General features: G+C 70.8%; 27 protein-coding genes, 2 pseudogenes and 1 riboswitch. Of the genes and pseudogenes, 13 read left to right on the top strand and 16 right to left on the bottom strand.

Annotation, left to right across the window (positions count from 1 at the left end):
- Positions 1 to 621: a thiamine pyrophosphate-binding protein gene (locus JM949_RS11680; protein WP_203148408.1), complete on the top strand. Its 621-nt coding sequence runs from the start codon at positions 1 to 3 to the stop codon at positions 619 to 621.
- Entirely contained in the window at positions 543 to 1,655 is a 1,113-nt protein-coding gene (locus tag JM949_RS11675) for a thiamine pyrophosphate-binding protein (RefSeq protein ID WP_203148406.1), read from the top strand. The genes JM949_RS11680 and JM949_RS11675 overlap by 79 nt, the downstream gene beginning before the upstream one ends.
- Positions 1,656 to 1,720: 65 nt before the next feature.
- Here the strand turns inward: JM949_RS11675 and JM949_RS11670 are convergent, their stop codons facing one another.
- From JM949_RS11670 to JM949_RS11660, 3 genes are all read right to left on the bottom strand, one after another.
- Positions 1,721 to 1,909: a DUF397 domain-containing protein gene (locus tag JM949_RS11670; protein WP_203148404.1), complete on the bottom strand. Its 189-nt coding sequence runs from the start codon at positions 1,907 to 1,909 to the stop codon at positions 1,721 to 1,723.
- Positions 1,906 to 2,604: a DUF5753 domain-containing protein gene (locus JM949_RS11665; protein WP_238432992.1), complete on the bottom strand. Its 699-nt coding sequence runs from the start codon at positions 2,602 to 2,604 to the stop codon at positions 1,906 to 1,908. Before JM949_RS11665 ends, JM949_RS11670 begins: the two co-directional genes overlap by 4 nt.
- Positions 2,605 to 2,691: 87 nt before the next feature.
- Positions 2,692 to 2,883 carry a hypothetical protein gene (locus JM949_RS11660; protein WP_203148402.1) on the bottom strand — a complete coding sequence of 64 codons (192 nt, stop codon included), beginning with the start codon at positions 2,881 to 2,883 and terminating at the stop codon, positions 2,692 to 2,694.
- Positions 2,884 to 3,166: 283 nt separating this feature from the next.
- Between JM949_RS11660 and JM949_RS11655 the strand changes: the two genes are divergently transcribed.
- Positions 3,167 to 3,442, top strand: coding sequence for a hypothetical protein (locus JM949_RS11655; RefSeq protein WP_203148401.1), 276 nt, complete (start codon positions 3,167 to 3,169; stop codon positions 3,440 to 3,442).
- A 114-nt stretch (positions 3,443 to 3,556) separates the two neighbouring features.
- On the opposite strand, the gene JM949_RS36870 is transcribed toward JM949_RS11655, so the two are convergent.
- Positions 3,557 to 4,267, bottom strand: a complete 711-nt coding sequence (locus JM949_RS36870) for a zinc-binding dehydrogenase (protein WP_309232115.1) — start codon at positions 4,265 to 4,267, stop codon at positions 3,557 to 3,559.
- A gap of 62 nt (positions 4,268 to 4,329) precedes the next feature.
- A pseudogene (locus JM949_RS39650) lies at positions 4,330 to 4,395 on the bottom strand (hypothetical protein); the annotation flags it as partial.
- Positions 4,396 to 4,688: 293 nt separating this feature from the next.
- On the opposite strand from JM949_RS39650, the pseudogene JM949_RS11645 reads away from it, so the two are divergent.
- Positions 4,689 to 5,460, top strand: a pseudogene (locus JM949_RS11645) (hypothetical protein).
- Between the two features lie 14 nt (positions 5,461 to 5,474).
- Here JM949_RS11645 and bluB read toward each other — a convergent pair.
- The 3 genes from bluB to JM949_RS11630 all read right to left on the bottom strand — a co-directional run bounded on the left by bluB (position 5,475) and on the right by JM949_RS11630 (position 8,699).
- The gene (gene bluB, locus JM949_RS11640; RefSeq protein ID WP_203148399.1) at positions 5,475 to 6,104 is read right to left on the bottom strand and encodes a 5,6-dimethylbenzimidazole synthase; all 630 of its coding nucleotides are present in this window, start codon (positions 6,102 to 6,104) and stop codon (positions 5,475 to 5,477) included.
- A 30-nt stretch (positions 6,105 to 6,134) separates the two neighbouring features.
- A riboswitch (cobalamin riboswitch) is annotated at positions 6,135 to 6,334 on the bottom strand.
- Between the two features lie 28 nt (positions 6,335 to 6,362).
- Positions 6,363 to 7,628: a prolyl oligopeptidase family serine peptidase gene (locus tag JM949_RS11635; RefSeq protein ID WP_203148398.1), complete on the bottom strand. Its 1,266-nt coding sequence runs from the start codon at positions 7,626 to 7,628 to the stop codon at positions 6,363 to 6,365.
- A 135-nt stretch (positions 7,629 to 7,763) separates the two neighbouring features.
- Positions 7,764 to 8,699 carry a beta-ketoacyl-ACP synthase III gene (locus tag JM949_RS11630; RefSeq protein ID WP_203148425.1) on the bottom strand — a complete coding sequence of 312 codons (936 nt, stop codon included), beginning with the start codon at positions 8,697 to 8,699 and terminating at the stop codon, positions 7,764 to 7,766.
- A gap of 146 nt (positions 8,700 to 8,845) precedes the next feature.
- On the opposite strand from JM949_RS11630, the gene JM949_RS11625 reads away from it, so the two are divergent.
- Positions 8,846 to 9,424, top strand: a complete 579-nt coding sequence (locus JM949_RS11625; RefSeq protein ID WP_203148397.1) for a TetR/AcrR family transcriptional regulator — start codon at positions 8,846 to 8,848, stop codon at positions 9,422 to 9,424.
- Positions 9,421 to 10,077, top strand: a complete 657-nt coding sequence (locus JM949_RS11620) for a lysophospholipid acyltransferase family protein (protein ID WP_203148396.1) — start codon at positions 9,421 to 9,423, stop codon at positions 10,075 to 10,077. Before JM949_RS11625 ends, JM949_RS11620 begins: the two co-directional genes overlap by 4 nt.
- A gap of 93 nt (positions 10,078 to 10,170) precedes the next feature.
- Here JM949_RS11620 and JM949_RS11615 read toward each other — a convergent pair whose 3' ends face one another.
- From JM949_RS11615 to JM949_RS11600, 4 genes are all read right to left on the bottom strand, one after another.
- Positions 10,171 to 10,776 (bottom strand): response regulator transcription factor, encoded by a 606-nt coding sequence (locus JM949_RS11615; RefSeq protein ID WP_203148395.1) that lies wholly within the window; start codon positions 10,774 to 10,776, stop codon positions 10,171 to 10,173.
- On the bottom strand, positions 10,776 to 11,915 hold the full coding sequence (locus JM949_RS11610) for a sensor histidine kinase (protein WP_203148394.1): 1,140 nt from the start codon (positions 11,913 to 11,915) through the stop codon (positions 10,776 to 10,778). The genes JM949_RS11615 and JM949_RS11610 overlap by 1 nt, the downstream gene beginning before the upstream one ends.
- Positions 11,916 to 12,167: 252 nt before the next feature.
- The gene (locus tag JM949_RS11605; protein WP_203148393.1) at positions 12,168 to 12,662 is read right to left on the bottom strand and encodes a hypothetical protein; all 495 of its coding nucleotides are present in this window, start codon (positions 12,660 to 12,662) and stop codon (positions 12,168 to 12,170) included.
- A complete protein-coding gene (locus tag JM949_RS11600) occupies positions 12,662 to 13,426 on the bottom strand; it encodes an ABC transporter ATP-binding protein (protein ID WP_203148392.1) in 765 nt (254 codons plus the stop codon). Before JM949_RS11600 ends, JM949_RS11605 begins: the two co-directional genes overlap by 1 nt.
- 183 nt (positions 13,427 to 13,609) lie before the next feature.
- Here JM949_RS11600 and JM949_RS11595 point away from each other — a divergent pair, with 183 nt between their 5' ends.
- The 3 genes from JM949_RS11595 to JM949_RS11585 are packed head-to-tail and all read left to right on the top strand — an operon-like array spanning position 13,610 to position 16,460.
- Positions 13,610 to 13,963, top strand: coding sequence for a hypothetical protein (locus JM949_RS11595; RefSeq protein WP_203148391.1), 354 nt, complete (start codon positions 13,610 to 13,612; stop codon positions 13,961 to 13,963).
- A complete protein-coding gene (locus JM949_RS11590; RefSeq protein WP_203148390.1) occupies positions 13,960 to 15,714 on the top strand; it encodes a P-loop NTPase family protein in 1,755 nt (584 codons plus the stop codon). The genes JM949_RS11595 and JM949_RS11590 overlap by 4 nt, the downstream gene beginning before the upstream one ends.
- Positions 15,711 to 16,460 carry a tetratricopeptide repeat protein gene (locus tag JM949_RS11585; RefSeq protein WP_203148389.1) on the top strand — a complete coding sequence of 250 codons (750 nt, stop codon included), beginning with the start codon at positions 15,711 to 15,713 and terminating at the stop codon, positions 16,458 to 16,460. The genes JM949_RS11590 and JM949_RS11585 overlap by 4 nt, the downstream gene beginning before the upstream one ends.
- Before the next feature lie 57 nt (positions 16,461 to 16,517).
- Here the strand turns inward: JM949_RS11585 and JM949_RS11580 are convergent, their stop codons facing one another.
- From JM949_RS11580 to JM949_RS11570, 3 genes are all read right to left on the bottom strand, one after another.
- Positions 16,518 to 17,069: a hypothetical protein gene (locus JM949_RS11580; protein WP_238432991.1), complete on the bottom strand. Its 552-nt coding sequence runs from the start codon at positions 17,067 to 17,069 to the stop codon at positions 16,518 to 16,520.
- Between the two features lie 189 nt (positions 17,070 to 17,258).
- Positions 17,259 to 17,528, bottom strand: a complete 270-nt coding sequence (locus tag JM949_RS11575; RefSeq protein ID WP_203148387.1) for a GlsB/YeaQ/YmgE family stress response membrane protein — start codon at positions 17,526 to 17,528, stop codon at positions 17,259 to 17,261.
- A gap of 98 nt (positions 17,529 to 17,626) precedes the next feature.
- Complete coding sequence (locus tag JM949_RS11570; protein WP_203148386.1) at positions 17,627 to 19,474, bottom strand: glycoside hydrolase family 15 protein; 1,848 nt, start codon at positions 19,472 to 19,474, stop codon at positions 17,627 to 17,629.
- A 200-nt stretch (positions 19,475 to 19,674) separates the two neighbouring features.
- Between JM949_RS11570 and JM949_RS11565 the strand changes: the two genes are divergently transcribed.
- The gene (locus JM949_RS11565) at positions 19,675 to 20,868 is read left to right on the top strand and encodes a low temperature requirement protein A (protein WP_203148385.1); all 1,194 of its coding nucleotides are present in this window, start codon (positions 19,675 to 19,677) and stop codon (positions 20,866 to 20,868) included.
- A 96-nt stretch (positions 20,869 to 20,964) separates the two neighbouring features.
- On the opposite strand, the gene JM949_RS11560 is transcribed toward JM949_RS11565, so the two are convergent.
- Positions 20,965 to 22,005, bottom strand: a complete 1,041-nt coding sequence (locus JM949_RS11560; protein WP_203148384.1) for a LacI family DNA-binding transcriptional regulator — start codon at positions 22,003 to 22,005, stop codon at positions 20,965 to 20,967.
- Positions 22,006 to 22,578: 573 nt separating this feature from the next.
- Here JM949_RS11560 and JM949_RS11555 point away from each other — a divergent pair.
- The 3 genes from JM949_RS11555 (at position 22,579) to JM949_RS11545 (ending at position 26,209) form a co-directional block, all read left to right on the top strand.
- Positions 22,579 to 24,258: a cellulose binding domain-containing protein gene (locus tag JM949_RS11555; protein ID WP_407664732.1), complete on the top strand. Its 1,680-nt coding sequence runs from the start codon at positions 22,579 to 22,581 to the stop codon at positions 24,256 to 24,258.
- Between the two features lie 460 nt (positions 24,259 to 24,718).
- The gene (locus tag JM949_RS11550; RefSeq protein ID WP_309232114.1) at positions 24,719 to 25,510 is read left to right on the top strand and encodes a hypothetical protein; all 792 of its coding nucleotides are present in this window, start codon (positions 24,719 to 24,721) and stop codon (positions 25,508 to 25,510) included.
- A 192-nt stretch (positions 25,511 to 25,702) separates the two neighbouring features.
- Positions 25,703 to 26,209, top strand: coding sequence for a hypothetical protein (locus tag JM949_RS11545; RefSeq protein ID WP_203148382.1), 507 nt, complete (start codon positions 25,703 to 25,705; stop codon positions 26,207 to 26,209).
- Positions 26,210 to 26,368: the final 159 nt, after the last annotated feature.

Genomic DNA, 26,368 nt, shown 5'->3' with positions numbered 1-26,368 from the left:
ATGCGGGTAGCCGAGGTGGTCGGGCGGGTCCTGCACGGACTCGGCGCGCGGTACGTCTTCGGGGTGGTCGGCAGCGGCAACTTCCATGTCACGAACGCGCTCGTCGCGGCCGGCGCCCGGTTCGTCGCGGCGGCCCACGAGGGCGGCGCGGCGAGCATGGCGGACGGGTACGCCCGCACCGCCGCGACGGTGGGCCTGCTCTCGGTGCACCAGGGTCCGGGCGTCACCAACGCGCTGACCGGCCTCACCGAGGCCGCGAAGAGCCGTACCCCGATGGTGGTCCTGGCCCCGGAGGCGACCGCGCCCCGGTCGAACTTCTTTCTCGACCTGCCGGGCCTCGCCGCCTCGGTCGGGGCGACTTCCATCGGGTACGCGCGACGCACGCGGCGCAGGACGCGGCTGCGGCTTACCGGGCCGCCGCCCGGGGCGCGACGGTGGTGCTGGCCCTGCCGCTGGAGGTGCAGAGCGCCGGAGCCGAACCGTGGACCGGCCCGGTCCCCGCGCTCGCGCCGACCCCGGAGACCATCCCAGCGGTCGAGCCGTTGCTCGCCGCGCTCCAGGCCGCCCGTCGACCGGTCTTCATCGCGGGTCGGGGCGCCCGGGCGGCCGGGGATCCGTTGACCCGGCTCGCCGACGCGTGCGGCGCGCTGCTCGCGGTCTCGGCCGCGGCGAAGGGACTGTTCGCCGGGAACCCGTGGAACCTCGACGTGGCCGGCGGCTTCGCCACCCCGCTCGCCACCGAGTTGATCGGCGCGGCGGACCTGGTCGTCGCGTGGGGCAGCACGCTGAACATGTGGACCACCCGGCACGGCGAACTGATCCCGTCCTCCGCCGTCGTCGTGCAGGTGGACCACGACCCGGCCGCGTTCGGGGTGAACCGGCCGGTCGACCTGACGGTGGCCGGCGACGTCGCGGCGGTCGCCGAGGCGGTGCACGATCGGCTGGGCGATCAGCCCACCGGGTCCGTGGCCGGCGGCTGGCGTACGCCGGAGCTGGCCCAACGGATTCGCGACCACGGCCGGTGGCGGACAGTCCCGTACCGGGACGAGGGTGGCGGCACCCCGGCGACGATTGACCCGAGGACCCTCTCGGCCGCCCTGGACGACCTGCTGCCGCCCGACCGGACCGTGGTGGTCGACTCCGGGAACTTCATGGGCTACCCGTCGATGTGGCTCGACGTGCCGGACGTGGCCGGATTCTGTTTCACCCAGGCGTTCCAGTCGGTCGGGCTCGGCCTGGCCAGTGCGCTCGGCGCGGCGGTCGCCCGGCCGGACCGGCTCACCGTCGCCGCGCTCGGCGACGGTGGCTTCCTCATGTCCGCCGCCGAACTGGTCACCGCCGTCCGGCTGGCGCTGCCCCTCCTCGTGGTGATCTACGACGACGCGGCGTACGGCGCGGAGGTGCACCACTTCGGCCCGGACGGTCACCCGCTGGAGACGGTCACCTTTCTCGACACCGATCTGGCCGCCATCGCCAGTGGCTACGGCTGCGACGGGTTGACCATCCGGACCGTCGACGACCTCGCGCCGGTACGCCGCTGGCTCGCTGGTCCCCGCACCCGGCCGTTGGTGGTCGACGCCAAGGTTTGCGGCGCTCGCGGGTCCTGGTGGCTGGAGGAGGGTTCCGCGGCCACTGAGCCAGCGCCGTGCGCCTAGGCAGCCACGGATGCTGCCGATAGCCGGGTGCGGTCATTGGTGGTCACCACACCCGGCACCTTTGTTCAGACGTCGAACTCCCCAGCCCTGATGCCCTGCACGAAGCCGACCCACTGCTCGGCGTCGAAAGACAGCACCGGTCCCTGGTGATCCTTGGAGTCTCTGACCATGACGACCTGGGACGGTCTGGCAACCTCTACGCAGTTGCCGCCGCCGTTGCTGCGCGTGCTCTTCTTCCACCTGAGCGTGGTCATGCCTGTTCCTCTGCGATCGATGCTATGAGTTTGCGGGACTGTGCTTCGGCGAGCGCCAGCTTCTCCATCGTGGCCCACGCCTCCTCGTATGTTGTGACCTCACCTGGCTTGTCGAGGTACAGGGCCCCGGTGAGACCATCGGAGTAGACAAGCGAGGGCTCGGCTCCCCCTTCGAAGTCAAGGATCGTGAACGTGCCGCTGGTCATGTTGCCTCTGTGTAGACCCACGGCGAACGGGATTACCCGCAGCGAGACGTTTGGCTGTCGACTGACCGTGACCAGGTGCTGTAGTTGCTCTACGTCTACACCGCGCCGCAGGACGGCCTCATCGAGCAGCACGTCAAGCTGCGGCGCACGCGGAGTGAGACGTGTCAGGACGCCTTGTCGACCGAGGCGCACGGCTACGCCACGCTGTCTTTCCTCGCGGGTCATGTCCGGGCGAGCTACCTCGTAAACGCGGGTGCCGTACGCCTCGGTCTGCAACAGGCCGGGGACAAGTTGCGCTTCATAGGTTCGGAGGCGAGCGGCAGCAGCCTCCAGCCCCACGTACAACTCGAACCACTCGGGGATGGCGTCACCGTAGGAGTGCCACCAGCCGCGACCCTTCGTCTCCTTGGCGAGACCCATGAGAGCCACGGTCAATTCTGGTGACGCTCGGTAGACCTTACACATCGCCTCTACGTCGAGCGACCGCATCGAGGTGGCACCTGTCTCGATGCGCCAGATCTTCGGGGTGGACCACTCCAGCGAGTCGGTCGGCTGGGCAGGCCACGTCCTGCCCGGTCAGCCCTCGTCGGTCGGGCCCGGGCGGTTCTTGGCAATCCAAGCTCGCACGGCCTTGCCATCCCAGACGCGGCCCATGCTCAAGGTGGCAAGAGGGTCAGGGAAACCCTTGCGACCCACGATGATCGTGGCGCGCTGCTTGCTGATCCCACCAAGCAGGTCGCGGATCTCATCCAGCCCAAGCAACTCCACACTTCGACGTTATGACCCTGGGGTATTACACGACGCCCTACCGGGTGATACAACTCCTTAGGGGGTTGCCTTCGTACATCTTCGCATGATGCCATGGGCGAATGACTCGACGCGTTACCTTCGCGGAGTATTTGACGGCAGTAGCCATGACCCTGGCCCGCAGGCATAGGCCGGCGTGGTCGTGGACCAAGTGGCGGAACGTCTGCACGTGCGGGAATGAGCTGCCGTGCCGGGTCAGGCACAAGGTCCCGATCAACCGTGGTCACTGGCCAGGTGAGGACCGATGACCGCACCCCGACCGGGAGACGTCGTGCTGGTCGGGGCGGCGTGCTCGGTGCAGTTCACGGGGGAGCGGGAGCTGACGCTGCGCGTCGTGTCAGTGGGCGAGGTTGACCCGTACACCGACTGGATGTGGATCACGGGATACGTGCTTGACGTGCGGGGGCTGGCGAAGGCCAAGCGCGAGCTGTATGTGATGAGGGCCGGGTTACGCATCCAACGGCGAACCGCCCCGGCGGTCGGGCAACCGAGGCGCTCCGGTGCGCCGGTGACGACCTGAGCCGTGCCGGCACCTGCCGGTGGCACGGCTCAGGCGTCGGAACCACCTTCCGACCGGTGGCGAACGCCTCGGCGCGGGACGACCACTCAGGTCAGCGACCCAGGTGACAGGAGTTCAGATCAGCAGCAGGGTCTTGCCCAGAGCGGTGCGGTTCTCAACCGCGGCGTGCGCGTCGGCGGCATGTTCCAACGGGAAGGTCTGTCCGATGATCGGCCGGACGAGTCCCGCCGCGGCGTGCGACATCATCCGCTGCGCCCACCGCACCACATGTGGCCCGAAGCCAAAGAGCTGTTCGAGGCCGATCACCGTCACACCTCTGAGGTGCGCCTCCACCGGGTCGACGAGCGTGGCCTCACCACTGGAGGCGCCGTGTACGGAGAAGCGGCCACCGCGGGCCGTCACCTCGAACGCGGCCCGCCCGATCTCGCCGCCGACACCGTCGAACACCACATCTGGCCCCACACCACCGGTCGCTTCGCGTACCAACGTCGTCCACCCTGGTGCGGAGTAGTCGACCACCACGTCAGCACCGAGCTTCCGGACCAGATTGAGCTTCCGGCTCCCGCGAGCAGCTCCGATGACCCGTGCGCCCGCCACTCGGGCGAGCTGCACCAGCAGGCTACCGACGCCGCCTGCCGCCGCTTCCACCAGAACCCAGTCACCAGGGCGGATCTCGGCGTGCTCGGTCAGCCCCTGCGCGGTGCTGCCGTCGCTGTAGAGAGCGGTGGCCTCCGGCAGGCCAAGGCCGTCCGGCACCGGGAACAGTTCACCGACCCGCGCCACTGCCCGCTCGGCGAAACCGCCGGTCTCGCCAGTGCCAGCCACGCCGGATCCACCTCCGGGCCGACTGCGCTCACGAGCCCGGCCACCAGACCGCCCGGCACGTACGGCAGCCGCGGCCGTTCGTGCCACCTGTCGGTGCCACGCCGGATCTGCGTCTCGACGAACGTCATGCCCGCTACCGCGACGTCGACCACGACCTGGCCCGGCTCGGCCACCGGGTCCGGCGCCTGACCTGGAACCAGCACCTCAGGACCCCCGAACCGGGTCGCCTGGACCACTCGCATACCACCTGCCCCCAACCGTCCGCCGACGCGAATCCCGAGAGCATGCAACCTCAAGTCTGGTTGAGGTCAACCGGGACGGACCGAGCACGCCAACATCTCCCCGGACGGTCGCGTCACAGCAGCAACGGTTCTCGGATAATCGAACCCGGCTCGCAGCCGTCATCTCGAAAGGAGCACGTGTGGCGAAGGACAGACCGCCGTTCAGGATGAAAGCGATGCTCAGGCTGGAACGCGGCATCGCGACCGCCGCCGACACCCTGCGCCGCTACGCCCCGCTCGCCGATGAGATCGGCGCCGACGGGATCGACGTCGACGTCGAACGCGCTGACCTGCTGCTGTCGGGCTACCGGGTTGCCGTGAACGAGGAACGCGCCATGCACGCCATGGCGCAGCCGCTGCTGCACCGCTTTGGTTGGCGCGAGCAGGATTTCGGCTACTCACGAAACGTCCGCTACGCCGAGACCGACGTACCCCCGTCGGGTCCGCCGGCCACCCGCCTGGTGATCAATCGGGCCGACCAGGAGCTGGGCTGGGAGGGCGCGACTCACGGCGCTGCCCTCACCCCCGACCGCACCCTGGAGATCGGGCGACCGAGGCTGATGTCGTCGCCCGGCTCTTCGTCGCCGTGCCGGCGACCACGATCGCCGGGAGCGCGGAGGCCCTGGGGCCGTGGCTGGCCCGGGTCGAGCCCGCCGCGCTCAGCGTGGACCCGGGCGCGCCGCCCTGCTGTACGTCACCCGCGCCGACCTGCGGACCGAGGCGGAACGGCTCGGCCTGGGCCCGGTTGCGACCGGCCGGATCGAGGCCGACGCGGACCACGTCATCGAGACCGCGACGGCCGCCGACGGCACGACCCTCTGGCTACGCCGCGGCACCGACCCGGTCTCCCGGCACTGGCCCGGCATCATCGAGATTCGAGAGCTGCTGATCGACGACTTCGCTGATCGGTGACCGGCCGAACCCGGTCACCCGGTCGTCCAACGGTCATGGTGGATCGCCGACGACACCGGGCGTCGCTGACGCCAGCCGTGCCGCTCCAGGTCCGGCGTCTGCTCCAGATGGGTGACCGGGCCGAGGCAGAGCCACGCCACCGGGCGGACGGTGGCCGGAATGCCGAGCAGGTCGCGCAGGAACGGCTCCCGGTAGAACGAGACCCAACCGACCCCGAGGTGCTCGGCGGTCGCGGCCAGCCACAGGTTCTGGATCGCCAGGCAGACCGAGTAGAGGCCGGCGTCGGCGATCGCGTGCCGGCCGAGCACTGCCGGCCCACCCCGCTGGGGGTCGTAGGTGACCACGACCGACAGGGTCGACTCGCGTACGCCATCGATCTTGATCCGGGCGAAGCGCTCCGCCGCCGCACCGTCGAGTGTGGCGGCGAAGGTGTCTCGCTCCCGCTCGACGTGCCGGTGGAACTCCTGCCGCAGCTCAGGATCGCGGACCAGGATGAAGTCCCAGGGTTGGGAGAGACCGACGCTCGGCGCGGCGTGCGCCGCCGTGAGGATCCGCTGCAACGTCTCGTCGGGGATCGGCGCCCCGGTGAACTGGGCACGTACGTCCCGGCGGCGGTGGATGGTCTCGTAGAGTCCGGTGTTCAAGGCAGGCTCCCGCTGCGCTCGTGCCCCTGGCGGGGCCGATGACGCGAGGCCGGTCTTCGGACTCCCGGATCTGCGCTGGTCACCCGCCTTCCCAGCCCCTCAGGGCCAGTGGCTGCGTCTGGTACGCGTGGGTGGCAGCTCCCCGGTCACCGCGGCGGGCCCGTGCCGGATTCACACCGGCTTCCCGATTCTCCCCACTCGCGTGGGGCACCTCGCAATGTTTGTGCCACCGGGTACCTTAGCGGCCCGGACGGCGGTTCACCGGTGGCGGCGGGCCATCCACTGCCAGATGTGGGTGCCGTTGTGGCTCGGGTCGTTGCGGGCCACGTAAATCCAGGACCAGTGACCGGGGAACTGGTAGCCGTTCCAGACGACATGGTCGTACAGGGTGATCAGTGATCCCGGGATGAGGTCGTGGGCGTGGATCGTGTTGGTCTCGGGCGGCACGGTGTCGTCGTCGCGCGAGGTGACCAGCCAGGTCGGGGTGTGGATGCTCGCCAACTCCGCGTCGGTGATCAGCGGCGACCCCTCCCCGCTGAGCGGCTCGACGACGCCGCAGATCGGCACCGACGCGGCGAACAGGTCGGGATAGGCGACAGTCATCTCCAGGGACATGTAGCCGCCGTTGCTGCAACCGGCCACGTAGATCCGGTCGGGGTCGACGCGCTCGCGGCGTACCAGGTCCTGGATGATCTCGCGGATCAGCGGGGCGAAGCGGGGCCCGTCCTCCATCCAGAAGGAGGTGCTCTGCGGAGCGACGACGTACGCGCCGGAGAAGATCCGTTGAGCCTCCGGGGTGGCGAAACCCAGCGCGCCGCGGTTGGCGCGCAGCGTGGTCTCGTTGTCGTAGTAGTCGTCGGGCAGTGAGGCACCCTCGCCGCCGCCGTGCAGCCAGAGGATCAGCGGCTGCCGGCCGTGCCGGGGCGACCGCTTCGGGGAGTACAACCGGTACTTCAGACCCGAGCCCGAGACGTGCCGGCTGAACGCGTCCACCTCGGGGTTGGACAGCCGGCCCTGCACGAAGCGGGTGATGGTGACCGGCGAGCCGTGCCGCCGGACGAGCGGGGTGTTCTGCCTGATGGTGTAGACGAGGTCCAGCTGGACGTTACGGCCCCTGCTGACGATGTAGCCGAGGGTGCCACCGCCGAGTTGACCTTCGCCGTGGCTCAGCTCCAGCACGATGTTTCCGTGCCGGTCGAGCCGGGCCTCGGTCACCGTGCGGTCCAGGTCGTACTCGCTGAAGATCAGATCGCCGGGCGCGATCGGGATCGGGCTGGTGGCCTTGGCGTGCACGCTGAACGTGCCGGGGGTGAGCCCGGCGGGATCGATCGGCCCGAGTCGGCCGGTGTCCAAGGTGACCGAGGTGACCTGCTCACCGCCGTCGAGCGTGGTCGCGTTGAGGGTGAAGCTCACGCTGGTGGGGTGGTGGTCACCGGCATGGGCGGCGGGGCCGGGCAGCGCCAGGCCGATGGCGGCACCGGCGCCACCGGTCAGGACGGTGCGGCGAGTGACAGGCGTGGACATGCGGGCCCCCGTACCTTGCGACGTTGACGCTCATCAATAAGGTGTCAACCTAACGCCGCGGAGATCCGCTGGCAACCGGCGGAGCCACCGGGCGGACGCCCCGGTGCCACGCTCCGCGCCTTTCCCGGTGGCTCGTCACGGGCAGCGCACGATCTGCCCGGCGTACGACAGTCCGCCACCGAAGCCCAGCAGCAGCACCGGCGCACCGGGCTGAAGCTCTCCCCGTTCGAGCAGTTTGGACAGCGCGATCGGGATGCTCGCCGCCGAGGTGTTGCCCGATTCGATGACGTCGCGGGCAACGACGGCCTTCGTCGCCCCGATCCGCTCGGCGACCGGCTCGATGATGCGCAGGTTGGCCTGGTGCAGGACGATGCCGCCGAGATCGTCGGGGGTTATGTCGGCGGCGGCGCAGATCTGCCGGGCGATGTCCGGCAGCCTGGTGGTGGCCCACCGGTAGACGGTCTGCCCCGCCTGGGTGAACTTGCCACCACCCTCGATCACCACGGCCTCGCCCAGGTCGGGGAAGGAGCCCCACACCACCGGGCTGATCTCGGGCTGCTCGGCGGCGGTCAGCACCACCGCGCCAGCTCCGTCACCGATCAGCACGCAGGTCGTCCGGTCGGTCCAGTCGGTGAAGTCACTCAACCGCTCCACGCCGATCACCACCGCGTTCGTCGCCGAGCCGAGCCGGACGGCACCGTCGGCCGTGGCCAACGCGTGGGTGAACCCGGAACAGGCGACGTTGATGTCGATCGTCGCAGGTGACGGCATGCCGAGCCGGCGCGCGACCCGGGCGGCGATGTTGGGGCTGCGGTCGACCGCCGTGCAGGTCGCCACCACCACCAGATCGACCGTCTCGACGGCCACGCCCGCGTTGCGGAGGGCGGCGGCCGCCGCTTCGGCCGCCATCAGGTCGAGCGGGTCGGCGGGTCCGGCGATCCGCCGCTCCCGGATGCCGACCCGGCTGCGGATCCACTCGTCGCTCGTCTCCACCATGGTGGCGAGGTCATGGTTGGACAGCACTCTCGCAGGTTGGTGGTGACCTGCGCCGACGATCTTCGAACCGCGCACCAGCGCCTCCCTCAGCCAGGCCAAGATCAGTAGGTAGACGTTGTCTACCACCGTCGTGTAGGCCGTGTCCATGGTTCCCTCGGGTCCGCCAATTCGGCGGAGCGGTTGAGTAGACGACGTCTACTCAGCTCTGGTAGACACCGTCTATGCAAGCTGAGGAGGGTCTCCGCGAACGCCTCATCCGGGTCGGCGGCGAACTACTCGACACCGAGGGCCCGTCCGGGGTGTCGCTGCGAGAGATCGCCCGACACGCCGGCGTCTCGCACGGCGCGCCCCGCCGCTACTTTCCCACCCATCTGGAGTTGCTGTCGGCGATCGCCCGCGAGGGATTCACCGACCTCGCCACCCGGGTGAACTCCACCCTGGCCGGGGTGGCCGGCGACCCACGCGACCGGCTCGCCGCGCTCGCCCGGGTCTACCTCGACTTCGCCGCCACCCGCCGCGGCCGATACGAGCTGATGTTCCGCCACGACCTGCTGGAGAGCGGCCACCTGAGACTGCGCGACACCAGCCTGCCACTGTTCCGGCTCCTCACCGACCTGGTCGCGCAGGCCCGGCCCGAGCCCGAGCCGCCAGCCCAGGTCGTCGCCGGAGCACTCTGGGCCAACCTGCACGGCCTCGTCCAACTGTGGAACTGGGGCAGCCTCACCCTCGCGACCGGCGCCACCGATCCGGGCGCGCTGCTCGACGCCACCCTCACCGCCCACCTCGGACCGGCCGCATGACCAGCACCCCGCCCCTGTACGCCCTGGCCCAGCACAGCATCGGCCGATACCTCCGCCACTCCTGGCGTCCCACCGTCGCCGGCCTCGGTCACCTTCCCGAGACCGGAGGCGCGATCCTGGCCGCCAACCACCTGTCCATCGCCGACCAGTTGTTCCTCGGCATCCTCACCCCCCGGCACATCGCCTTCTGGGCCAAGGCCGAATACTTCCGCTCCCCAGGGCCGCTCGGCCACCTCACCCGGCGGGTCGTCAGCGGGTTGGGCGCCATCCCGGTCGAGCGGGGCGGCGGCCGGGCGGCCCTCTCGGCGTTCGACGCCGCCGTCCCGGTGCTCCGCTCCGGCGGCCTGGTAGCCATCTTCCCCGAGGGCACGCGTTCCCCCGACGGTCGCCTCTACCGTGGTCGCACCGGCACGGTCCGCCTCGCCCACCAGGCCGGCGTTCCGATCATCCCGGTCGGCATCCGCGGCACCGACCGGGTACGTCCACCCGGCGCGCGCCTTCCCCGGCGGCACCCGATCAGCATCACCTTCGGACCGGCGATGCCCGTGCACATCGAGGCGCCGGCGGACATCCGCCGGCTCACCGACACCCTGATGGCCACCATCCAGTCCCTGACCCTTCAGGAGTACGTGGGGCGCTACGCCCGGACCTGACCGCAGCCCTCCGGGGCATCGGCGTCGACACCCAGCCCGGCCAAGATCATGTGCTGACATCCGCCACCGGCCGGGGATTGTCCGAACCGGAGTTCAGATCCAGCCGTTCGATCTGGCACGGTGTGCCGCCTCGATGCGGTTGCGGGTGTGGGTCTTGCCGATCGCGGCGGAGAGGTAGTTGCGGATCGTGCTCTCGGAAAGGTGCAGGCGGGAGGCGATGTCCGCGACCGTGGCACCGTCCACCGCAACGCGCAGGACGTCACGCTCGCGGTCGCTGAGGGGGTTCGGGCCGGTGGAGAGGGCTGCCGCCGCCAGCGCCGGGTCGATGACCCGTTCGCCGGCCAGAACTCGACGGATCACCGCGGCCAACTGATCGACCGGAGCGTCCTTGACCAGGAAACCGGTGGCACCGGCCTCCATGGCCCGGCGTAGGTAGCCGGGTCGGCCGAAGGTGGTGACGATCAGCACCCGGCAGTCGGGCAGTTCGTCGCGCAGCGTCGCCGCGGTGTCGAGGCCGCTGCCGTCCGGCATCTCGATGTCGAGCAGGGCCACGTCGGGGCGTACGCGCCGGGCGGCGTCGAGGGCTTCGGTGGTGGTGCCGGCTTCGGCGACCACGTCGATGTCGGGTTCGAGGTTGAGCAACAGGGCCAACGCGCCGCGCATCATGGCCTGGTCCTCGGCGATCAGCAGCCGGATCATCAGGTCACCGCCGTCAGCCGGGCGGCGGGTACCCGGGCGGTGAGCCGGAGGCCGCCGTCGGGTGCCGCGCGGATGTGCAGGGTGCCGCGGGTCAGTTCCAGTCGTTCGACCAGGCCGCGCAGGCCGGTGCCCGGTCGGGGGTCGCCGCCCACGCCGTTGTCGCTGATGGTCAGTGTCGATCCACTCAGGTCCGTGCTGACCGTGATGTCGCAGCGGGTGGCCTGGCTGTGGCGCAGGACGTTGGTCACCGCTTCGCGGAGCACCCAGCGGAACGCGTCGTCGGCCACCGCGCTGAGGGGGTGTCCGGTCTCGGTCACCGTGACGTCGATGCCGACGTCGGCCAGGACCCTGCGGGCATTGGTCAGCTCGTCGCTGAAGTGCTGACCTCGGTAGCCGGTGACGGCTTCGCGGACCTCGCTGAGGGCGGTGCGGCCGACGCGTTCGATGTCGGCGGCTTCGACGGCGGCGCGCTCCGGGTCCGTCGGCGTGAGCCGGCGTACGACCTCGGCTTTCACCACGATCAGTGACAGCGTGTGGCCGAGCAGGTCGTGCAGGTCCTGGGCGAAGCGGAGCCGTTCGCGTTCCACCACCGTCGCGGCGAGTTCGCGCTGGGTGCGACGGAGTTCCTCAACCAGCCTGACGACGTGCACGAACGCGATGGTCGAGGCGCCGGCGAGGCCGGTGATCAGGGCGGTGAGGGTGGTGTCGGCGGCGGGTAGCTGGTGGGTGACGCCGATCAGCAGGACGGCGGCCACACTGCCGCCGACCCAGGCGAACGCCCGGGCCGCTCGGGTGAGGCCCACCGCGCCGGCGGAGCAGACGTAGAGCAGCAGGGTCAGCCAACCGTCGGACGTCCCGGCGTAGGCGGCGGCGAGGCCGATGCCGAGCAGAGCGAGCAGCGCCAGCCCGGCGTGGCGTAGCGCCGGCCGAACAGGCAGGTCCGCGACGGGTACGGCCACCAGCGCGAGGTAGAGCAGCACGAAGACGGTCAACCCGGTGGCGGCGAGCGGCGCCGGGCGCACCTGGCCGTCCGCGATCGCCGCTGCGGCCGGCAACAGCAGCCACAGCCACGCGGTGTGGGCGGCCACGAGCCCGAATGCGCGGCCACGGCTACCGCGGTCGGTCGTGGGGTCGGACATGATCGTCACCGTAGCGGCCGTCAGCGGCGTGCGGCGGAGCGCCGGTAGGCCCAGGCCGCGGCCCCGGCGAACAGCAGGGTCCATGCCGCGAGGACGGCCAGCCCGGCGGGGTGGGCGGGTGGCCTGCGGCGGCGCGCCAGCCGAGCTCGGCGTACCGGTACGTCGGCAGCAGGTGAGCCAGGTGCCGCAGGGCTTCGGGGAAGTAGCTGGCGGGCGCGAGCAGACCGCCGAGCACCGACAGGGCCAGGAAGATCAGGAAATTGACCGGCACGGCGATCTGCGGGGACAGGCCGTACCCGATGGCGAGCCCGAGTAGGGCGAACGGCACCGTGCGGCCCACATCAGCAGCAGCACCGCGATCCATCTGCCGGCGCTGAGCTCGACGTGGCGCTGGATCGACGCGGCGGTGCCGACCGCGACGACCGGTGGGATCGCGGTGATCGAACCGAGTAGGGCTTTCACGGCGACGACCTGCCCGGGCGGCAGTGGGGTGACACGTAGCTGGTGCAGCCAGCCGGCGGCGCGCTCCTGGGAGACCGCTGATCCGACCATGAGCACGCCAGCCACGGCACCGTACCCGGCCAGGCCGATCATGACCGCGAGCGGCGCGGCGACGCCTTCGAGGCGGTCGTCGGCGGACCAACCCGAGAAGATCAGGTACGTGACGACGGGACCGATGACCGAGAAGAACATCAGCCGGGGATCCCGCACCAGCCGTCGTCGTTCGAATCGCAGGTAGGCCCGCATCACTTCGCCGTCTCCTGGGTGGTGGTCGACGGCCCGTCAACGGCCGGCACGTCGGTGGTGAGAGCGAGAAACGCGGCGTCCAACGTGGCCGACGGGTCGACCCCGGCCGCCGCCCGGATCTGCGCGGGCGGACCGTCGGCGACGATGCGGCCGGCGGCGAGCACCACGATCCGGTCGGCGGCGGTGTCGGCCTCGTGCAGCTGGTGGGTGCTGAACAGCACGGTGTGGTGGTCATCCGCGTTGCCGCGGATGGCGGTCCAGAACTGCTGGCGGGCGGCGACGTCCATGGCCGTGGTGGGCTCGTCGAGCACGAGCAGATCCGGGTCGCCGGCGAGCGCGAACGCCACCCGGACGCCCTGTGCCTCACCGGCGGAGAGCCGGTCGACGCGCCGGTTCGCGAGGTCCCTCACCCCGGCTGTCGAGAGAGCCCGGTCGGTGTCGATCGGGCGCGGGTACAGGGCACCTGCCAGTTCGATCATGTCGCGGACGGTGCTGCCGGGCACGAACCCGCCGTCTTGGAGCATCGCGGCCACCCGGCCGGCGCGGACGGCGTCGGCGGCCGACTCGCCGAACACGGTCACCGTGCCCGCGTCGGCTCGGGCGAGGCCCAGCATGATCGAGATGGTGGTGGTCTTGCCGGCACCGTTCGGACCGAGCAGGGCGACGATGGTGCCAGCCTCGATCGTGAGGTCGAGATCGTCGACGGCGCGAGTCGAGCCGAAGCGCCGGGTGATTCCGCAGAGTTGTGCCGCGATGCCTTTCATGCCGTTCACGCTAGGAAGGCGGGGCTGACGCGGGCAGAGCCGTCCATCCGCGGTCGGCGGTGACAAATGTCCCGTGGTCGGGGTGGTCTTCGACGCCTGCCGTCCGGTGCCCAGGTGCCAGATCGACGGCGAAGAACGGCAGCTCCCGTGGCGGTGACTTGACGGGCACGTCACGATGACCCTATGAGACCCCGTCGTCACCTGGTGTTGTTGATCACCGGTCTGCTGGTCGCCGTGCTGGCGACCACCTTTGTCGTGCTGCGCTGGGACTCGGCCGACCGGGTCGCGACCGCGGTGTCCGCGTTGGCGGGCCTCGCCGGTGTCGGGGTGGCGCTCTGGGCCGCTCTGCCGGCGACCCGGTCCGGAGTCCGGGCCCGCGGCACCGGGTCGGCCCGGGCGCGGGGGAGCGGTTACGCCAACTCGGGGATCGACGCCCCGGCCGGCGACGGCACGCCGATGGAGGTCTCCGACACCGGGGCCGTCACGGCCGAAGACGGTGCCCAGGCGATCAGCGGAATCGTTCGCCGCGTCCGATGAGCCGCGATCACTCCGACCTGCCGACCTCGGCCGGGTACTCCCTCACCGAAACCGGCGACGCCTGGGCCGACGCCCCGGGCAGCATCGCCATCTCCGGGCTCGTCGCCGGCGACGTCACGGTCGGGCTGCCGCGCTATCGACTGCGGGCGGTGACCGGCGGGACGCCCCGTCCGGCGGAGACGCTGCGCCTCGCCGAGCTGCTCGACGCGCGACACCGGGTGGTCCGATTCCTCGGCCGCGACGAGGAGCAGCGGTCGCTGTGGCGGTGGTTGACCCCCGGCCCCGACCGGCCGGACCGCGCGGTGCAGTTGATCCATGCGCCCGGTGGCCAGGGCAAGACGCGCCTCGCCGACCAGTTCGCGGACGCGGCCCGGCAGGCCGGCTGGGAGGTGCTGCGGGCACACCGTGATCCAGGTGAGCCGGATCGCGTCGTCACCGCCGATCGGCGCCGGGCCACCGCCGGGCTCCTGGTGCTCGTCGACCATGGCGACTGGTGGCCCGCCGGTGACCTGCTAGCCCTGTTCACCGACCCTCGACTGCATCGTGCGGGCCCGGTCCGGGTGCTGGTGCTGGCCCGCGCCGGGGGGTACTGGTGGCAGGCGTTGCGGCACTGGCTGCGCGCCACCCTGGGAGCGGCGGTCGGTGAGTTCGAGCTGGCTCCGCTGGCACCCGACCTGGAATCCAGGGAACGCCTCTTCCGCACCGCCGCCGCCCGTTTCGCCGCGCTCGTCTCACAGTCCCGGATCGACGCGGTGCGCGCGCCGGATCTGGCCGACCCCGCGTACGGATCGGCACTGAGTCTCCAACTGGCTGCGCTGGTCGCGGTGGCGGTCAGCCACGACCGGACCCTACGGGCACCGTCCACCCTGGTGGACATGTACGGCTACCTGCTCGACCGGGAAATCGGGCACTGGCGGCAGCTGCTGGCCGGCGACGCCGTCGCCAGCCCTGCCGAGCAGCTCGATCGCGCGGTTCTCGTCGCGATGCTGGCCGGTCCCGTCCCGTACTACGTGGGGCAGGCGGTCATCGGCTGCGCCGGTGTGGGCAGCGACCCGGGCCGGGTAGCCCAACTCCTGGCCGACCACTCGACCTGCTATCCGCCCCGCAACGCCGGGTGGGTGTTGGAGCCGTTGCAGCCCGACCGCCTCGGCGAGGCGTACCTGGCGTTGGCGCTCCCCGGTCACGGCTGGTCGTCGTACGCTGCGAAGCCGTGGGCGGTCGGGGTGGTCCGCGAGTTGCTGCGCGGTTCGGGCATGCCGTCGAGCAGGCGGCGCGGGTCCGGGCCGCCGCGCTCACGGTGCTCGTCGAGGTGGCGGCTGGCTGGCGGCACGTGGCCGCCTCGGTGCTCCTGCCGGCCCTGCGTGCCGACCCGGCGCTCGCCACCGCCGCCGGCGGGGCGGTGCTCGCGAAGATCATCGACCTGCCTGATCTGGACGTCGGGCTGCTGGCCCGGATCGAGCCCTTCCTGCCGCCCCGGCGTCACGTCGACTTCGACAGCGTGGCGCGCGAGGTGGTGGCCCGCCTCGCCGCGGACCGCCTCGCCCAGGATCCGGAGCCGGCCGAACGGGCCCGGTTGCACATCGCGTACGGGCGCCGGCTGGCCAATGCCGGGGACCGCACGGCGGCGCTGGAGCAGATTGACAGGGCCGTCGCGGCCGGCGAGGCCGCGCTGGCCGCCACCGCCTCGGCGGAGACGTCCGCGCTGCTCGCCCTGGCCCTGCACGTGCGGGCGCACCGACTGGCCGCGGTGAACCGGCACCGCGCGGCGTTGGCCAGTGCGGAACGGGCGGTGGAGCTGCTCACCCCACTGGCCGAGGGGCCGGGCGACGAGGTCGAGTCGTTCCGGTGGGCGCTCGCGGGGGCGCTGGACAATCTCGCGCTCCGGTTGTTGCACCTTGAGTCGCACGAGAAGGCCGAGGTGGCGGGGCGCCGGGCGGTCGAGTTGTTCACCGGTGGTCGCCGGTCGGCGCGGGCCGAGCAGGGCCTGGCCGGGGCGCTCACCAACCTGGCGGTGATCGAGGCGAACCTGGACCGGGGCGCGGAGGCGCTGGCGACCGTCCGCCGCGCGGAGCGGATCTGGCGCCGCCTCAGCGCCGACGAGCCGTCGGTGTACCTGCCCGAGCTGGCACTCACCCTGAACACGGTCGGTCTGCGCCACGCCGAGCTGGGGCAGCTGGACGCCGCGGTGGCGGCTGCCGACGAGGCGGTGGGGATCTTCCGGGACCTCGTCCGGGCCAGCGCGGTGGCCTTCGAGTTCGATCTGGCCGCCGTGCTGGCGAACCTCAGCGGGTACCTCTGGCAGCTGGGCCGCCGCACCGAGGCGTTCCAGTACAACGCGGAGGCCGAGGAGGTCTTCGACCGGTGGGGTGGAGCGAACCCGCAGGCGTTCTCGGTGCACCTGCGCCGCCTGCGGGAGAACATCGCGGCGATGCGGGCCAAGCAGTCTCCGGTCGACCTGCGCCGCTGGGAACTGGGCGCGCAGTCGTTCAACAGCTGACGCGCTGCCGCGCGCGGACGCACCGCGGCGAGGACCGTCTCGGCGCTCCCGCCCTGGTCAGCTCAACGTGGAGGTCACGTCGTCGACGTCGAAGGCGGTGGCACCGTTGCCGGCCGTCTCGCTGGCCAGGAAGCTGATCGTCGCGGTGCGCTCGGTGGTCGCCGTCCCGGTCGACATGCTGTATTGCCGCCACTGCGACCCACCGTCGAAGGCCAGCGAGAACCTCGTCTTCGGGGGTATCCCGGTGACCGCCAGCCCGACGTTCAGATAGTCGCCGCGGCTGGTCTCGGTGGTGGTCGTCCGGACCCAGAAACTGACAGTCAGGTCGCAGTTTGCCGGCACGGTCACGGTGGTGCGCAGCAGGTCGCTACGCGTCACGTCCAGCCCGGCGAAGGCGGCGTACGCGCGGCCGGTGTGCGCGGGCCGGACCGCGTCGCCGAACACGACGATGCGGGGGCCGGCGGTCCAGCCGGTGGTGCCGCGCTCGAACCCCGGGTTCGGGTGGATCTGCCCGGTGCAGGGCTGGTCGGCCGCTGGCCGGCCGTAGGATGCGCCGCCGGTGGCCAGGAGCAGCAGAGCCGCCGCCGAGGCTGCGCTGACGAAGGCCATCATCGGTCCCCCCGTGTCGAGCCATTCGAGACTGTCGATGTCGACTGACCATGCGTGACGCACGTCGGGGACGTCAAGACCTTCCCAGTGTCGGCACGGCACCATTGCGTGCTGCGCGAACGTCGCACTGGGTCCTGACCGGGTGCGCGGGCCGGTCCGGGATCGGACGGACCCGCGCGTCGGTGGTGGTCAGTGCGTGCGGCGGCCGTAGGTGCGGTCGAGGATGGCGACGCCGGCCACCGCGAAGGCGAGCTGCAGGCCCAGCTCGATCCAGTCGACGCCACTGGTGTCGTCGACGTCGAGGGCGCCGGCGAGGAGGGTGCCGACGATCGCGGCGACCACACCCACGGCGAGAGTCACCAGGAACGACAGGTTCTGCTTACCTGGCAGGATCAGTCGGCCCAGTACGCCGATGATCAGGCCGATGATGATCGCGCTGAAGAAGCCAGCGATTTCCATGCTTTCCATCCTCCCGCCGAGTTTCCGTCGGGCTGATCACTGCCCCGCTCCGAACGCCGGGAAACGGCGCGACACCGACGCCGGCCGGCAGGAGCGCGCTACCGGCGACGCCGGGCGTCGGCCTCGGCGTCGAGCAGGTCGTTGAGGGTCAGCGCCGAGTTGATCAACGAAAGGTGGCTGAACGCCTGGGGGTAGTTGCCGATCTGCTCCCCGGTCGCCGCGATCTCCTCGGCGTACAGGCCGAGGTGGTTGCTGAAGGTGAACATCTTCTCGAAGGTGAGTCGGGCGTCGTCGACGCGACCGGAACGGGCCAGCGCCTCGACGTACCAGAAGGTGCACATGTTGAAGGTGCCCTCGTGGCCGGGGAGGCCGTCGGGGGAGTGGACCGGGTCGTACCGGTGAACGAGGCTGTCGGAGACCAGTTCACGTTCGATCGCGGCCAGGGTGGACTGCCACAGCGGGTCGCTCGGCGTGACGAAACCGACCGCCGGCATGGCGAGCAACGCCGCGTCCAGCACGCTCTCGTCGTACGCCTGCACGAAGGTGCCGCGACCCCGGTCGTATCCGCGCTCCATGACCTGGTTGTAGATGCGGTTGCGCTGCTCGGTCCAGCAGGTGACGTCCCCGGGCCGGCCGGTCCGGGTGGCCAGGCGGACGGCCCGGTCCAGCGCGACCCAGGACATCACCCGGCCGAAGGTGTAGTTACGGGGGTGGTGGCGGCTCTCCCAGATGCCGGCGTCGGGCCGATCCCAGTGCCGGCAGAGCCAGTCGACCAGCCGGACGGTGCTCTTCCACACCTGGTGCGAGACGCGAATGCCCTGCTCGTCGGCGAGGTGCATGGCGTACAGCGCCTCGCCGTGGATGTCGAGCTGGAGCTGGTCGGCGGCGCCGTTGCCGATCCGCACCGGCCGCGAGCCCCGGTAGCCCTCCAGGTGGTCGAGAACCTCCTCGTGCAGGTCCGAGGAGCCGTCCACCCGGTACATGATCTTCAGCGGGTCCTGCAGGTCGCCGGCCTCGCGGATCCGCTCGTCCAGCCAGTCCATGTACCGGCTGACCTCCTCGGTGAAGCCGAGGCCGAGCAGCGCGTGCACCGAGAACGAGGTGTCCCGTACCCAGGTGTAGCGGTAGTCCCAGTTGCGGGTTCCGCCCACCAGTTCGGGCAGCGCGGCGGTGGGTGCGGCGATCATCGCGCCGGTCGGCGCGTACGTCATGAGTTTCAGCGTGATGGCGGAGCGCTCGACCATCTCCCGCCAGCGGCCGGTGTAGCGCGATCGTTCCAGCCAGCGCCGCCAGTAGTCCCGGGTCCACTCGAACATGCCCTGGACCTCTTCCGGCGGGATGACCCGCGGCTCGCTGCCGCCCGTCTCCAGGACCACCCCGCCGGCGTCGCCCTCGTTCAGGGTGCCGTACGCGACGAGGTCGCCGCCGTCCAACTGGACGTCGCCGCGTTCGGAGATCAACCGTCGTACCGGATCGACCGGGTGGAACGTCAACGTCGCCGACCGGCCGCGGAAGACGAAGCCGGCGCGGTGCGCCTCCACCTGGTGCTCTTCGCGGGCGTAGTCGAACCGCGGTCGGCACTCCACCCGGAAACGCATGCTGCCCCGGACCATGGTGACGATGCGGACCAGGCGGTGCGCGTCGGTGGCCCGCTCGCCGGTGACCGGCATGAAGTCCATCACCTCGGCCACGCCGTCGGCGCTGATGAACCGGGTGATCAGGATGGGCGTGCCGGGCAGGTAGAGCTGTTTGGTGACGTACTCGACGTCGCACGGCGCGATCCGGAAGTAGCCACCCTTCTCCTTGTCCAGCAGCGCGGCGAAGATGCTCGGCGAGTCGAAGCGCGGCGCGCAGAACCAGTCCACCGTCCCGTCGCAGGTCACCAGCGCGGCGGTCTGCAGGTCGCCGATGAGCCCGTGATCCTCGATCGCCGGATAGCTGTCCACGTCTCTCCCCGGTTCGGCTGCGTCCTGCGCATCGAACCTAGGGGGAGAATGCTCGGGTTAGGTGGGATTCACGTTCTGCCACCCTGTCGCGTACCCCAGGTCAGTCCTGTTTCCGGCCGCCCCGTAACGACCTCGACGGGGCACCGGGCGTGGTATCAATTCCGCAAGGGGGAGCGAATCCGGCAGGATCGGGCGGCCGTATGTCAACGAGGGCGGCAGCGCTGCTCCGCAAGCCGGGGCAACCGGAGCGGCCGAACCTGCTGGAGCTCTTCTTCGACCTGGTCTTCGTCTTCGCCCTGAACCGGGTCTCCCATCGGCTGGTCGAGGACCTCAGCGAGGCGCGGGCAGTCCTCCTCGAAGCCGGCGAGACGCTGCTGTTGCTCTTGGCGTTCCTCCTGCTCTGGTTCGTCACGGCCTGGGTCACCGACATCTACGACACGCAGGCGCCGCAGCTACAGGGGCTGGTCTACGTGGCCATGCTCGGCGCCATAACGATGGCGGTCACGGTGCCCCGGGCGTTCGGTGACGGGAGCCTGGTGTTCGCCGGCTCGTACGTCGCCGTCCACCTCGTTCGGGGTCTCGTCATCGTGCCGTCGCTGCGCGGTCACCAGGCGCAGCGTCGCGCGGCTGGGGTCCTGCTCTGGTTCTCGCTGTCCGCGGTGCCGTGGATCGCCGGCGCGATCCTGCCGGACCCGGCTCGCGGGCTGTTGTGGGCGCTCGCCATCGCCATCGACGGCACGGCGCTGCTGCTCCTCTACCCCGCCCCGTGGACCCTTGCCACCCCGCAGCAGTGGCCGGTCTCCGCGGAGTACATCTCCGAGCGCTACCGGCAGTTCTTCATCATCGCGCTCGGCGAGCTGATCCTGACGACCGGTTCGGCCTACAGCGACACCTCCTTCCGGGAGCCTGGCGCCGTCGCGGCCTTCGCTGTCTCGTTCGCCACCACGGTGCTGCTGTTTCGGGTCTACCTCTTCAAGGCCGGCCAGTTGCTGCCCGAGGCGCTCGCCGCCGCCGCCGAACCAGCGCGTCTCATCCGGGAGGCGTTCACCGCGCACGTCCTCATGGTCACGGGCACCGTCGCGGTCGCCGTCGGCTACGAACTCGTGATCGAACGTCCGTTCGGGCCCACCGACGTGGCCTGGACCGTCGCCATCCTCGGCGGTCCGCTCCTGTTCCTGATCGGGCGGGCCCTGGTGGAACACGCGGTGTTCGCCCGGGTCTCGCGTTCCCGGGTGATCGGCGCACTCGTGCTCGCCGGGATCTCGCCCGCCATGCTCCTGCTGCCGCCGCTGGCCGTGGCCGTCGTCGCCGTCCTCGTGCTGGCCGGTATCGCCATCGCCGACATGACGCGTGCCCGAGGTAAACCCCCCGAGCGGCCGTCCGTGCCCCGCTGAGGCACCGGCACACCTGGTTCGGGGCCAAGGCCCTGATCCGGTCGTACCTGCCCGGCCCGGCCTCGGCGGGTGCGGCCAGCGCGATGGTGAGCAGGGTCAGCGGATGGCGGGCGGTGCGGTGCTGCTGCGCACGACGAGGGTCGTGCCGAGTTCGTACCGCTCCTGGGTCAGGCGACCGCCGTCGGCCAGGGCCAGGGCCAGCCGAGCGGCGGTGGCGCCGATCTCGCCGAAGGGCTGTCGTACCGTGGTCAGCGGCGGGGAGAGCCACGCCGACTGGTCGATGTCGTCGAAGCCGACGACGCTGAGATCCTCCGGGATCCGCAGGCCGCGCTGGCGCGCCACGGCATAGACGCCGAGCGCCTGGAGGTCGTTGCCGCAGACGACAGCGGTCGGTGGCGCGTCTCGGGCGAGCAGCTCGGTGCCGAGTTCGCGGCCACCGTCGAAGCTGAAGACACCGCGCCGTTCGAGGGTCTCGTCGAGCGGGACGTCGGCGTGATCCAGCGCGGCGCGGAAACCGTCCAGCCGAGCCCGTGCGGACAGGTCGTTGACCGGGCCGGTGATCACGCCGATGCGTCGGTGGCCGAGGTCGAGAAGGTGCCGGGTGGCGGCGAGAGCGCCACTCCAGTTGGTGGCCCCGACCGCGGGCGTGGGCGACAGGTCACCGGTCGGATCGATGGCGACCAGCGGTATGCCGGCCGCCGCGAAGCGTTTGCCGTGCTCGGCGGTGACCAGGGCGAACGCCGTGATGACGGCGGTCGGTTGGCGCAGCAGCAACGACTCCACCCATGGCTGGCCCGCCAGGACACGACGTCGGATGTCGCTGAAGCCGACAGTGTGGTCCCGCGGGCCGGCGACCTCCTGCACGCCGCGCAGGATCTCCATGGCGATCGAGGGCAGCATCTGGTGGAAGACCACCTCGATGCAGCGGGCCGCGCCGCTGGTCCGTTGTCGGCGGTAGCCGTGGTCGCGCAGCAGCGCCTCCACCCGTTGCCGGGTCTGCTCGCCCACGCCGCCGCGACCGTTGAGGACCTTGGAGACGGTCGGCGGGGAGACCCCGGCCAGCTCGGCGATCGTGGCGATGGGCAGGTCACCGCGCCAAGGCTTGCGGGAGTAGCGCCCCTGACCTTGCTCGATCACGCGAGAAATTCTACGGGTGGGCGCTGACCCGCCCGGTCGGTCGGTACGCCCCAGCCGCCGCTTGCCAGCCGCGTCGCAGAAATGTTCACGACAACATTTCGTGCCCGCGAATAGCCACCCGACTCGTCCCGATCGCTGTTGTGCCTGCGGTGGGGCCCGGCCATGGTGGAGGCGCGAAACAAGACTTTCGCGAAACCTGCTCGGCGCATCTTGACGGGCAGCAGGCTATCCACGAAGGTCGATGTGGGCAGGCCGGCGCGTCGTCCGGGAGCACGGGCGCTGGCGCGACACCGATGACTTCGGCGGTGGGTGCGACGGGCCGCACGTGTGAGCGCTAACGATGGCCCTCGCAGCTGATCTCATCAGGGTGCTGGTTCAACCGCGGTGATTCTCCACCAGGTGCGGCTGTCGGCCGGGACTCCGCCGACGGCACCGCCTCGGGCACGTCCACGACGTTCGGCTGCACCCGCCGACGGCACCCGGCGACACCGTCCCTCAGCTGTGCCCGCCTGTCGATCCGGGCGGCCCCAACACCCCAGGAGAAAGTCGATGAGAAGACCGAGAAGAACCACAATGGCCCTGACGTCGGTGGGAGCCGTCCTGCTGGCATCGGCCGCGGTCGCCACGGCCGTGCCGGCCGGAGCGGCGGCTGCCGGCTGTTCGGTGGATTACACCGTGTCGTCGCAGTGGCAGGGCGGCTTCGGGGCCAACGTCACCATCACCAATCTCGGTGACGCGATCTCCGGTTGGACGCTCACCTGGTCCTACGGCGCCGGACAGACGGTGACCCAGGCGTGGAACGCGACGGTGACCCAGAGCGGCGCGGCGGTCACCGCGAGGAACGTCGGCTACAACGGCGGCGTCGCCACCAACGGCACCGCCTCGTTCGGCTTCAACGGCTCGTGGACCGGTAGCAACCCCGACCCGACCAGCTTCGCGCTGAACGGGGTGGCCTGCACCGGAGGCACGACACCGACCACGCCCCCGCCGACCGATCCACCCCCGACCACCCCGCCTCCGAACGGGCCGGCGGACATCACGGTGAACAGTGCCACCAGATACCAGACCGTCGACGGCTTCGGGGCGGCCCAGTCGATCTGGGGCAGCGCGTGGTCGACGGCCGAGACGCAGACACTGGTCGGGATGGGCGCCAACCAGTTGGGCCTGTCCATCGTGCGGACCGGTCTCTCGCCCGTCTCCAGCGAGTGGGCGACCCACGTGAACTCGTTGAAGACGGCGAAGTCGTCCGGGTCGGGGGTGAAGATCCTCGCCTCACCGTGGACCGCGCCGGCGGCGTGGAAGACGAACAACAGCCGGGTCAACGGCGGAAAGCTGAAGACCGACTACTACGACGACTACGCCAACCACCTGAACAGCTACGTCCAGTACATGCGTAACCAGGGGGTGACCATCGACGTCACCTCGGTGCAGAACGAACCGGACTGGCACCCGGACTACGACTCGATGGACTGGAGCGGCACCGAGCTGCGCACCTTCGTCCGTGACCAGGGCGCGCGGGTGCAGAACACCAAACTGATGGTCGCCGAGGCGGTCAACCTGAACTACGGCTACACCGATCCGACCCTGAACGACACGACCGCCCGCAACAACATCGGCTACATCGGTGGCCACCTCTACGGCACCGAGGACGCGGGTCGGTTGCGGCCGTACTCCCTGGCCGAGCAGCACAACAAGCCGGTCTGGATGACCGAGTGGAATCACCACGAGGCCGACGGCAGCGGCTCCAACATCTGGGGCAACCCCGCCAACCAGGCGGTCTGGGACGAGACGCTCGACGACATCATGCGTACCGTGCACAAGTCGATGGAGGCCAACTGGAGTGCCTACATCTGGTGGTACGGCAAGCGCTACTACTCCTTCATCGGTGACGGCGAGTCCGCGTACGGCACGGTCGCGGGGGCGCCGCTCAAGCGTGGGTACGCGTTCTCCCAGTACGCCAAGTACGTCCGCCCCGGCTACCAGCGCGTCGCCCTGACAAAGAGCTCCAAGGCCTCGCCGCTGGAGGTGACCGCCTACCAGGGCGACGGCAAGATAACTCTGGTCCTGCTCAACCGCTCGAACAGCGCGGTCAACAACGCCGTGATCCAGGCCCCGCAGAACGTCAGCCGGGCCGAGCACTACCTCACCTCGCAGAACGCCAACGCGGCCAGCCAACCGACAAGCGTCAACGGCGGTCAGGCCACCGTCAACGTCCCCGCACGCAGCATCTCCACCGTCGTGTTCACCCTCTGAGCCAGCTCACGAGGCTCCTCACCAGCCGGTCCGGCCGGTGGTGCGATCGTTCGGTCGCACCCGCCGGCGGCCCGGTGCCGTCGTGGGCGTCGGCGGGGCACGCCACGAGTACCCCGGAAAGCGGCGTCTGTCGATATTGCCGGACGCTTTCGGGTGTGCTGGAATGGCTGTCATCGCCGCAGCGCGGGGGCAACCGCGCTGGCATCGGCCAGCACGGGAGCAGCGCAGTGCCGGCGGCGCGCCGCGTCGGCGGACGCGCGCCGCATCGTCGGGCCCGCCGCACGACGACGGACAGGTGTCCGCCGTACGTGCCCCGACCACGTGTCCCCGTGACCTCGCCCATTCGACCTCTGCCGGCCTGAAGCACTCGACGAGCCAGGTCGAGACCGGCGACGAGGCGAGCAGCATCCGGGTGTCCGGGGAGGCTGTTCCGGCCTCCGCCCGCGCGGGTGGAGGCCCCGTGTCCTGGAGGATGACCATGCGCCGTTTCCTCGCGGTGTGCGCCGCCGCCCTGATCATCGGCAGCACGGCCGGCAGCGTGCCGGCCGGAGCGTCGGCCGCCGGCCCGCGCTCGTGCCCCCGTGGCCTGCTCTTCTGCGAAGACTTCGAACGTCTGCCGCCGGGCGGTGCCAGCACGTTGGACTGGGGCATCGACACCCGCAACGGCACGTTCACCGTCGAGCGCGCCCACCGGGGCAACAAGGTGTTGCACATCCGCACCGTCGACAACGGCCGTGCCTTCCTGCGCATCGACGACTTCGCGGCGCCGGGCAACCGCTTCTACGGTCGGATGCGGCTGCGCGTCGATGCCTTCCCCACCGGCCCGGACTGGGCGCACTTCACGCTCGTCGAGGCGACCGGCGCCGGCAGCTCCGAGGTCGTCCGCCCGGTCGGTGGCCAGTACGCGCCGACGGTTCCGGGGATCTTCTGGGGTGTGGGCGCCGACGGTGGCCCGACCGGCGACTGGACCAACTGGCGGGAGTCGGCCCCGGTCACCGAGGACACCTGGCAGTGCGTCGAGTGGAAGCTCGACCCGACCGACAACCGGGTCGCGGTGTGGTTCGACGGCGTGACCAACCCGGAGCTGACCGCCTCCACCACCGAGCACGGTGGTAACGACGTGCCGTTCATCCTGCCGACCGTCAACACGGTGAAGATCGGCTGGCAGCTCTACCAGGGCGGGACCACCCCGGGCCAGTTCGACCTCTGGATCGACGACGTCGCGCTCTCCACCAAGCGGCTCGGCTGCTGACGCCGGTCGCCACGCTCCACCTCGCGGTCAGCCGGTCGGGCCGGTGGGTGCGATCCATCGCGTACCCCGGGCCCGACCGGCTTCGTCCGTCGGGTCACCCGCGCGCAGCCGCGCTGGGACGAGAGGTGCTGCTGACGGCGGTCAGCGGTGGCCCCCGCCATCTTCTGCGGAGCTGGCTGCGATGATCAGCCGATGGAGATCGTTCTCGATCCACCGCGCGGAGTGGGTCCGCTACGGCTCGGCATGACCGCCGACGAGGCCCGTGCGGCGCTCCAGACGCTCGGCCGGCTGACCCCGACCGCACACGGTGAGCTGGCCATGCACCTGCCCAGCGGCCTGGGGTTCAGCGTCGGCTTCGGGGTCGGACCGACGCACGGGCGGGTCAACGCCATCGAGGTGTGGCGTCCGGGGGAGCGGGACCTGGTGCGCTACCACGACGTGGACGTCTTCGGACTGCCGGCCGCGGCGGTCGTGACGCGACTGCGCCGTCACGTCGACCTCGTGGCGAACGAGGACGACGACGGGTTCACCGCCCGAGGGCTGTACCTCGCGCTGTGGCGGCCGTTCGCCGCCGATGACGACCCGGACGAGGAGCAGGGATACTTCTTCCAGTCGGTGTTCGTGGCCCGGCCGGGGTACGACGACACGCCTGCCGAGGCGGCTGCCCGGCTCGCCGCCGGCGACGAACCGGGCTACTGACTGAGGTGCGCGGCGAGTAGCTCGCGGACGCGTGGGCGGGCGCGTCCGCCGAGACCTAGGTGTGCTGTCCAGGGAGGTTGGTCGAGGTTGTGTGACGACACGCTCTGATGTCGTAGGTAGGTGAAGGCCTCCGGTTGTGGAGTGGAGCTGTCTAGGAAC

This window comes from Micromonospora tarensis (genome assembly GCF_016803395.1).
Lineage (GTDB): Bacteria > Actinomycetota > Actinomycetes > Mycobacteriales > Micromonosporaceae > Micromonospora > Micromonospora tarensis.
The sequence above is the reverse complement of the archived record's forward strand: the minus strand, read 5'-3'. Positions and strand labels throughout refer to the sequence as shown.

Coding starts and splice junctions, on each gene's coding strand:
- JM949_RS11545 (WP_203148382.1), top strand. CDS start 25,703: ATGGAGATCGTTCTCGATCCACCGCGCGGAGTGGGTCCGCTACGGCTC.
- JM949_RS11665 (WP_238432992.1), bottom strand. CDS start 2,604: ATGCGGTCGCTCGACGTAGAGGCGATGTGTAAGGTCTACCGAGCGTCA.
- JM949_RS11655 (WP_203148401.1), top strand. CDS start 3,167: ATGACCGCACCCCGACCGGGAGACGTCGTGCTGGTCGGGGCGGCGTGC.
- JM949_RS11625 (WP_203148397.1), top strand. CDS start 8,846: ATGCAAGCTGAGGAGGGTCTCCGCGAACGCCTCATCCGGGTCGGCGGC.
- JM949_RS11580 (WP_238432991.1), bottom strand. CDS start 17,069: ATGGCCTTCGTCAGCGCAGCCTCGGCGGCGGCTCTGCTGCTCCTGGCC.
- JM949_RS11635 (WP_203148398.1), bottom strand. CDS start 7,628: ATGTCCACGCCTGTCACTCGCCGCACCGTCCTGACCGGTGGCGCCGGT.
- JM949_RS11555 (WP_407664732.1), top strand. CDS start 22,579: ATGGCCCTGACGTCGGTGGGAGCCGTCCTGCTGGCATCGGCCGCGGTC.
- JM949_RS11610 (WP_203148394.1), bottom strand. CDS start 11,915: ATGTCCGACCCCACGACCGACCGCGGTAGCCGTGGCCGCGCATTCGGG.
- JM949_RS11595 (WP_203148391.1), top strand. CDS start 13,610: ATGAGACCCCGTCGTCACCTGGTGTTGTTGATCACCGGTCTGCTGGTC.
- JM949_RS11590 (WP_203148390.1), top strand. CDS start 13,960: ATGAGCCGCGATCACTCCGACCTGCCGACCTCGGCCGGGTACTCCCTC.
- JM949_RS11620 (WP_203148396.1), top strand. CDS start 9,421: ATGACCAGCACCCCGCCCCTGTACGCCCTGGCCCAGCACAGCATCGGC.
- JM949_RS11565 (WP_203148385.1), top strand. CDS start 19,675: ATGTCAACGAGGGCGGCAGCGCTGCTCCGCAAGCCGGGGCAACCGGAG.
- JM949_RS11600 (WP_203148392.1), bottom strand. CDS start 13,426: ATGAAAGGCATCGCGGCACAACTCTGCGGAATCACCCGGCGCTTCGGC.
- JM949_RS11605 (WP_203148393.1), bottom strand. CDS start 12,662: ATGCGGGCCTACCTGCGATTCGAACGACGACGGCTGGTGCGGGATCCC.
- JM949_RS11670 (WP_203148404.1), bottom strand. CDS start 1,909: ATGACCACGCTCAGGTGGAAGAAGAGCACGCGCAGCAACGGCGGCGGC.
- JM949_RS11575 (WP_203148387.1), bottom strand. CDS start 17,528: ATGGAAATCGCTGGCTTCTTCAGCGCGATCATCATCGGCCTGATCATC.
- JM949_RS11615 (WP_203148395.1), bottom strand. CDS start 10,776: ATGATCCGGCTGCTGATCGCCGAGGACCAGGCCATGATGCGCGGCGCG.
- JM949_RS11680 (WP_203148408.1), top strand. CDS start 1: ATGCGGGTAGCCGAGGTGGTCGGGCGGGTCCTGCACGGACTCGGCGCG.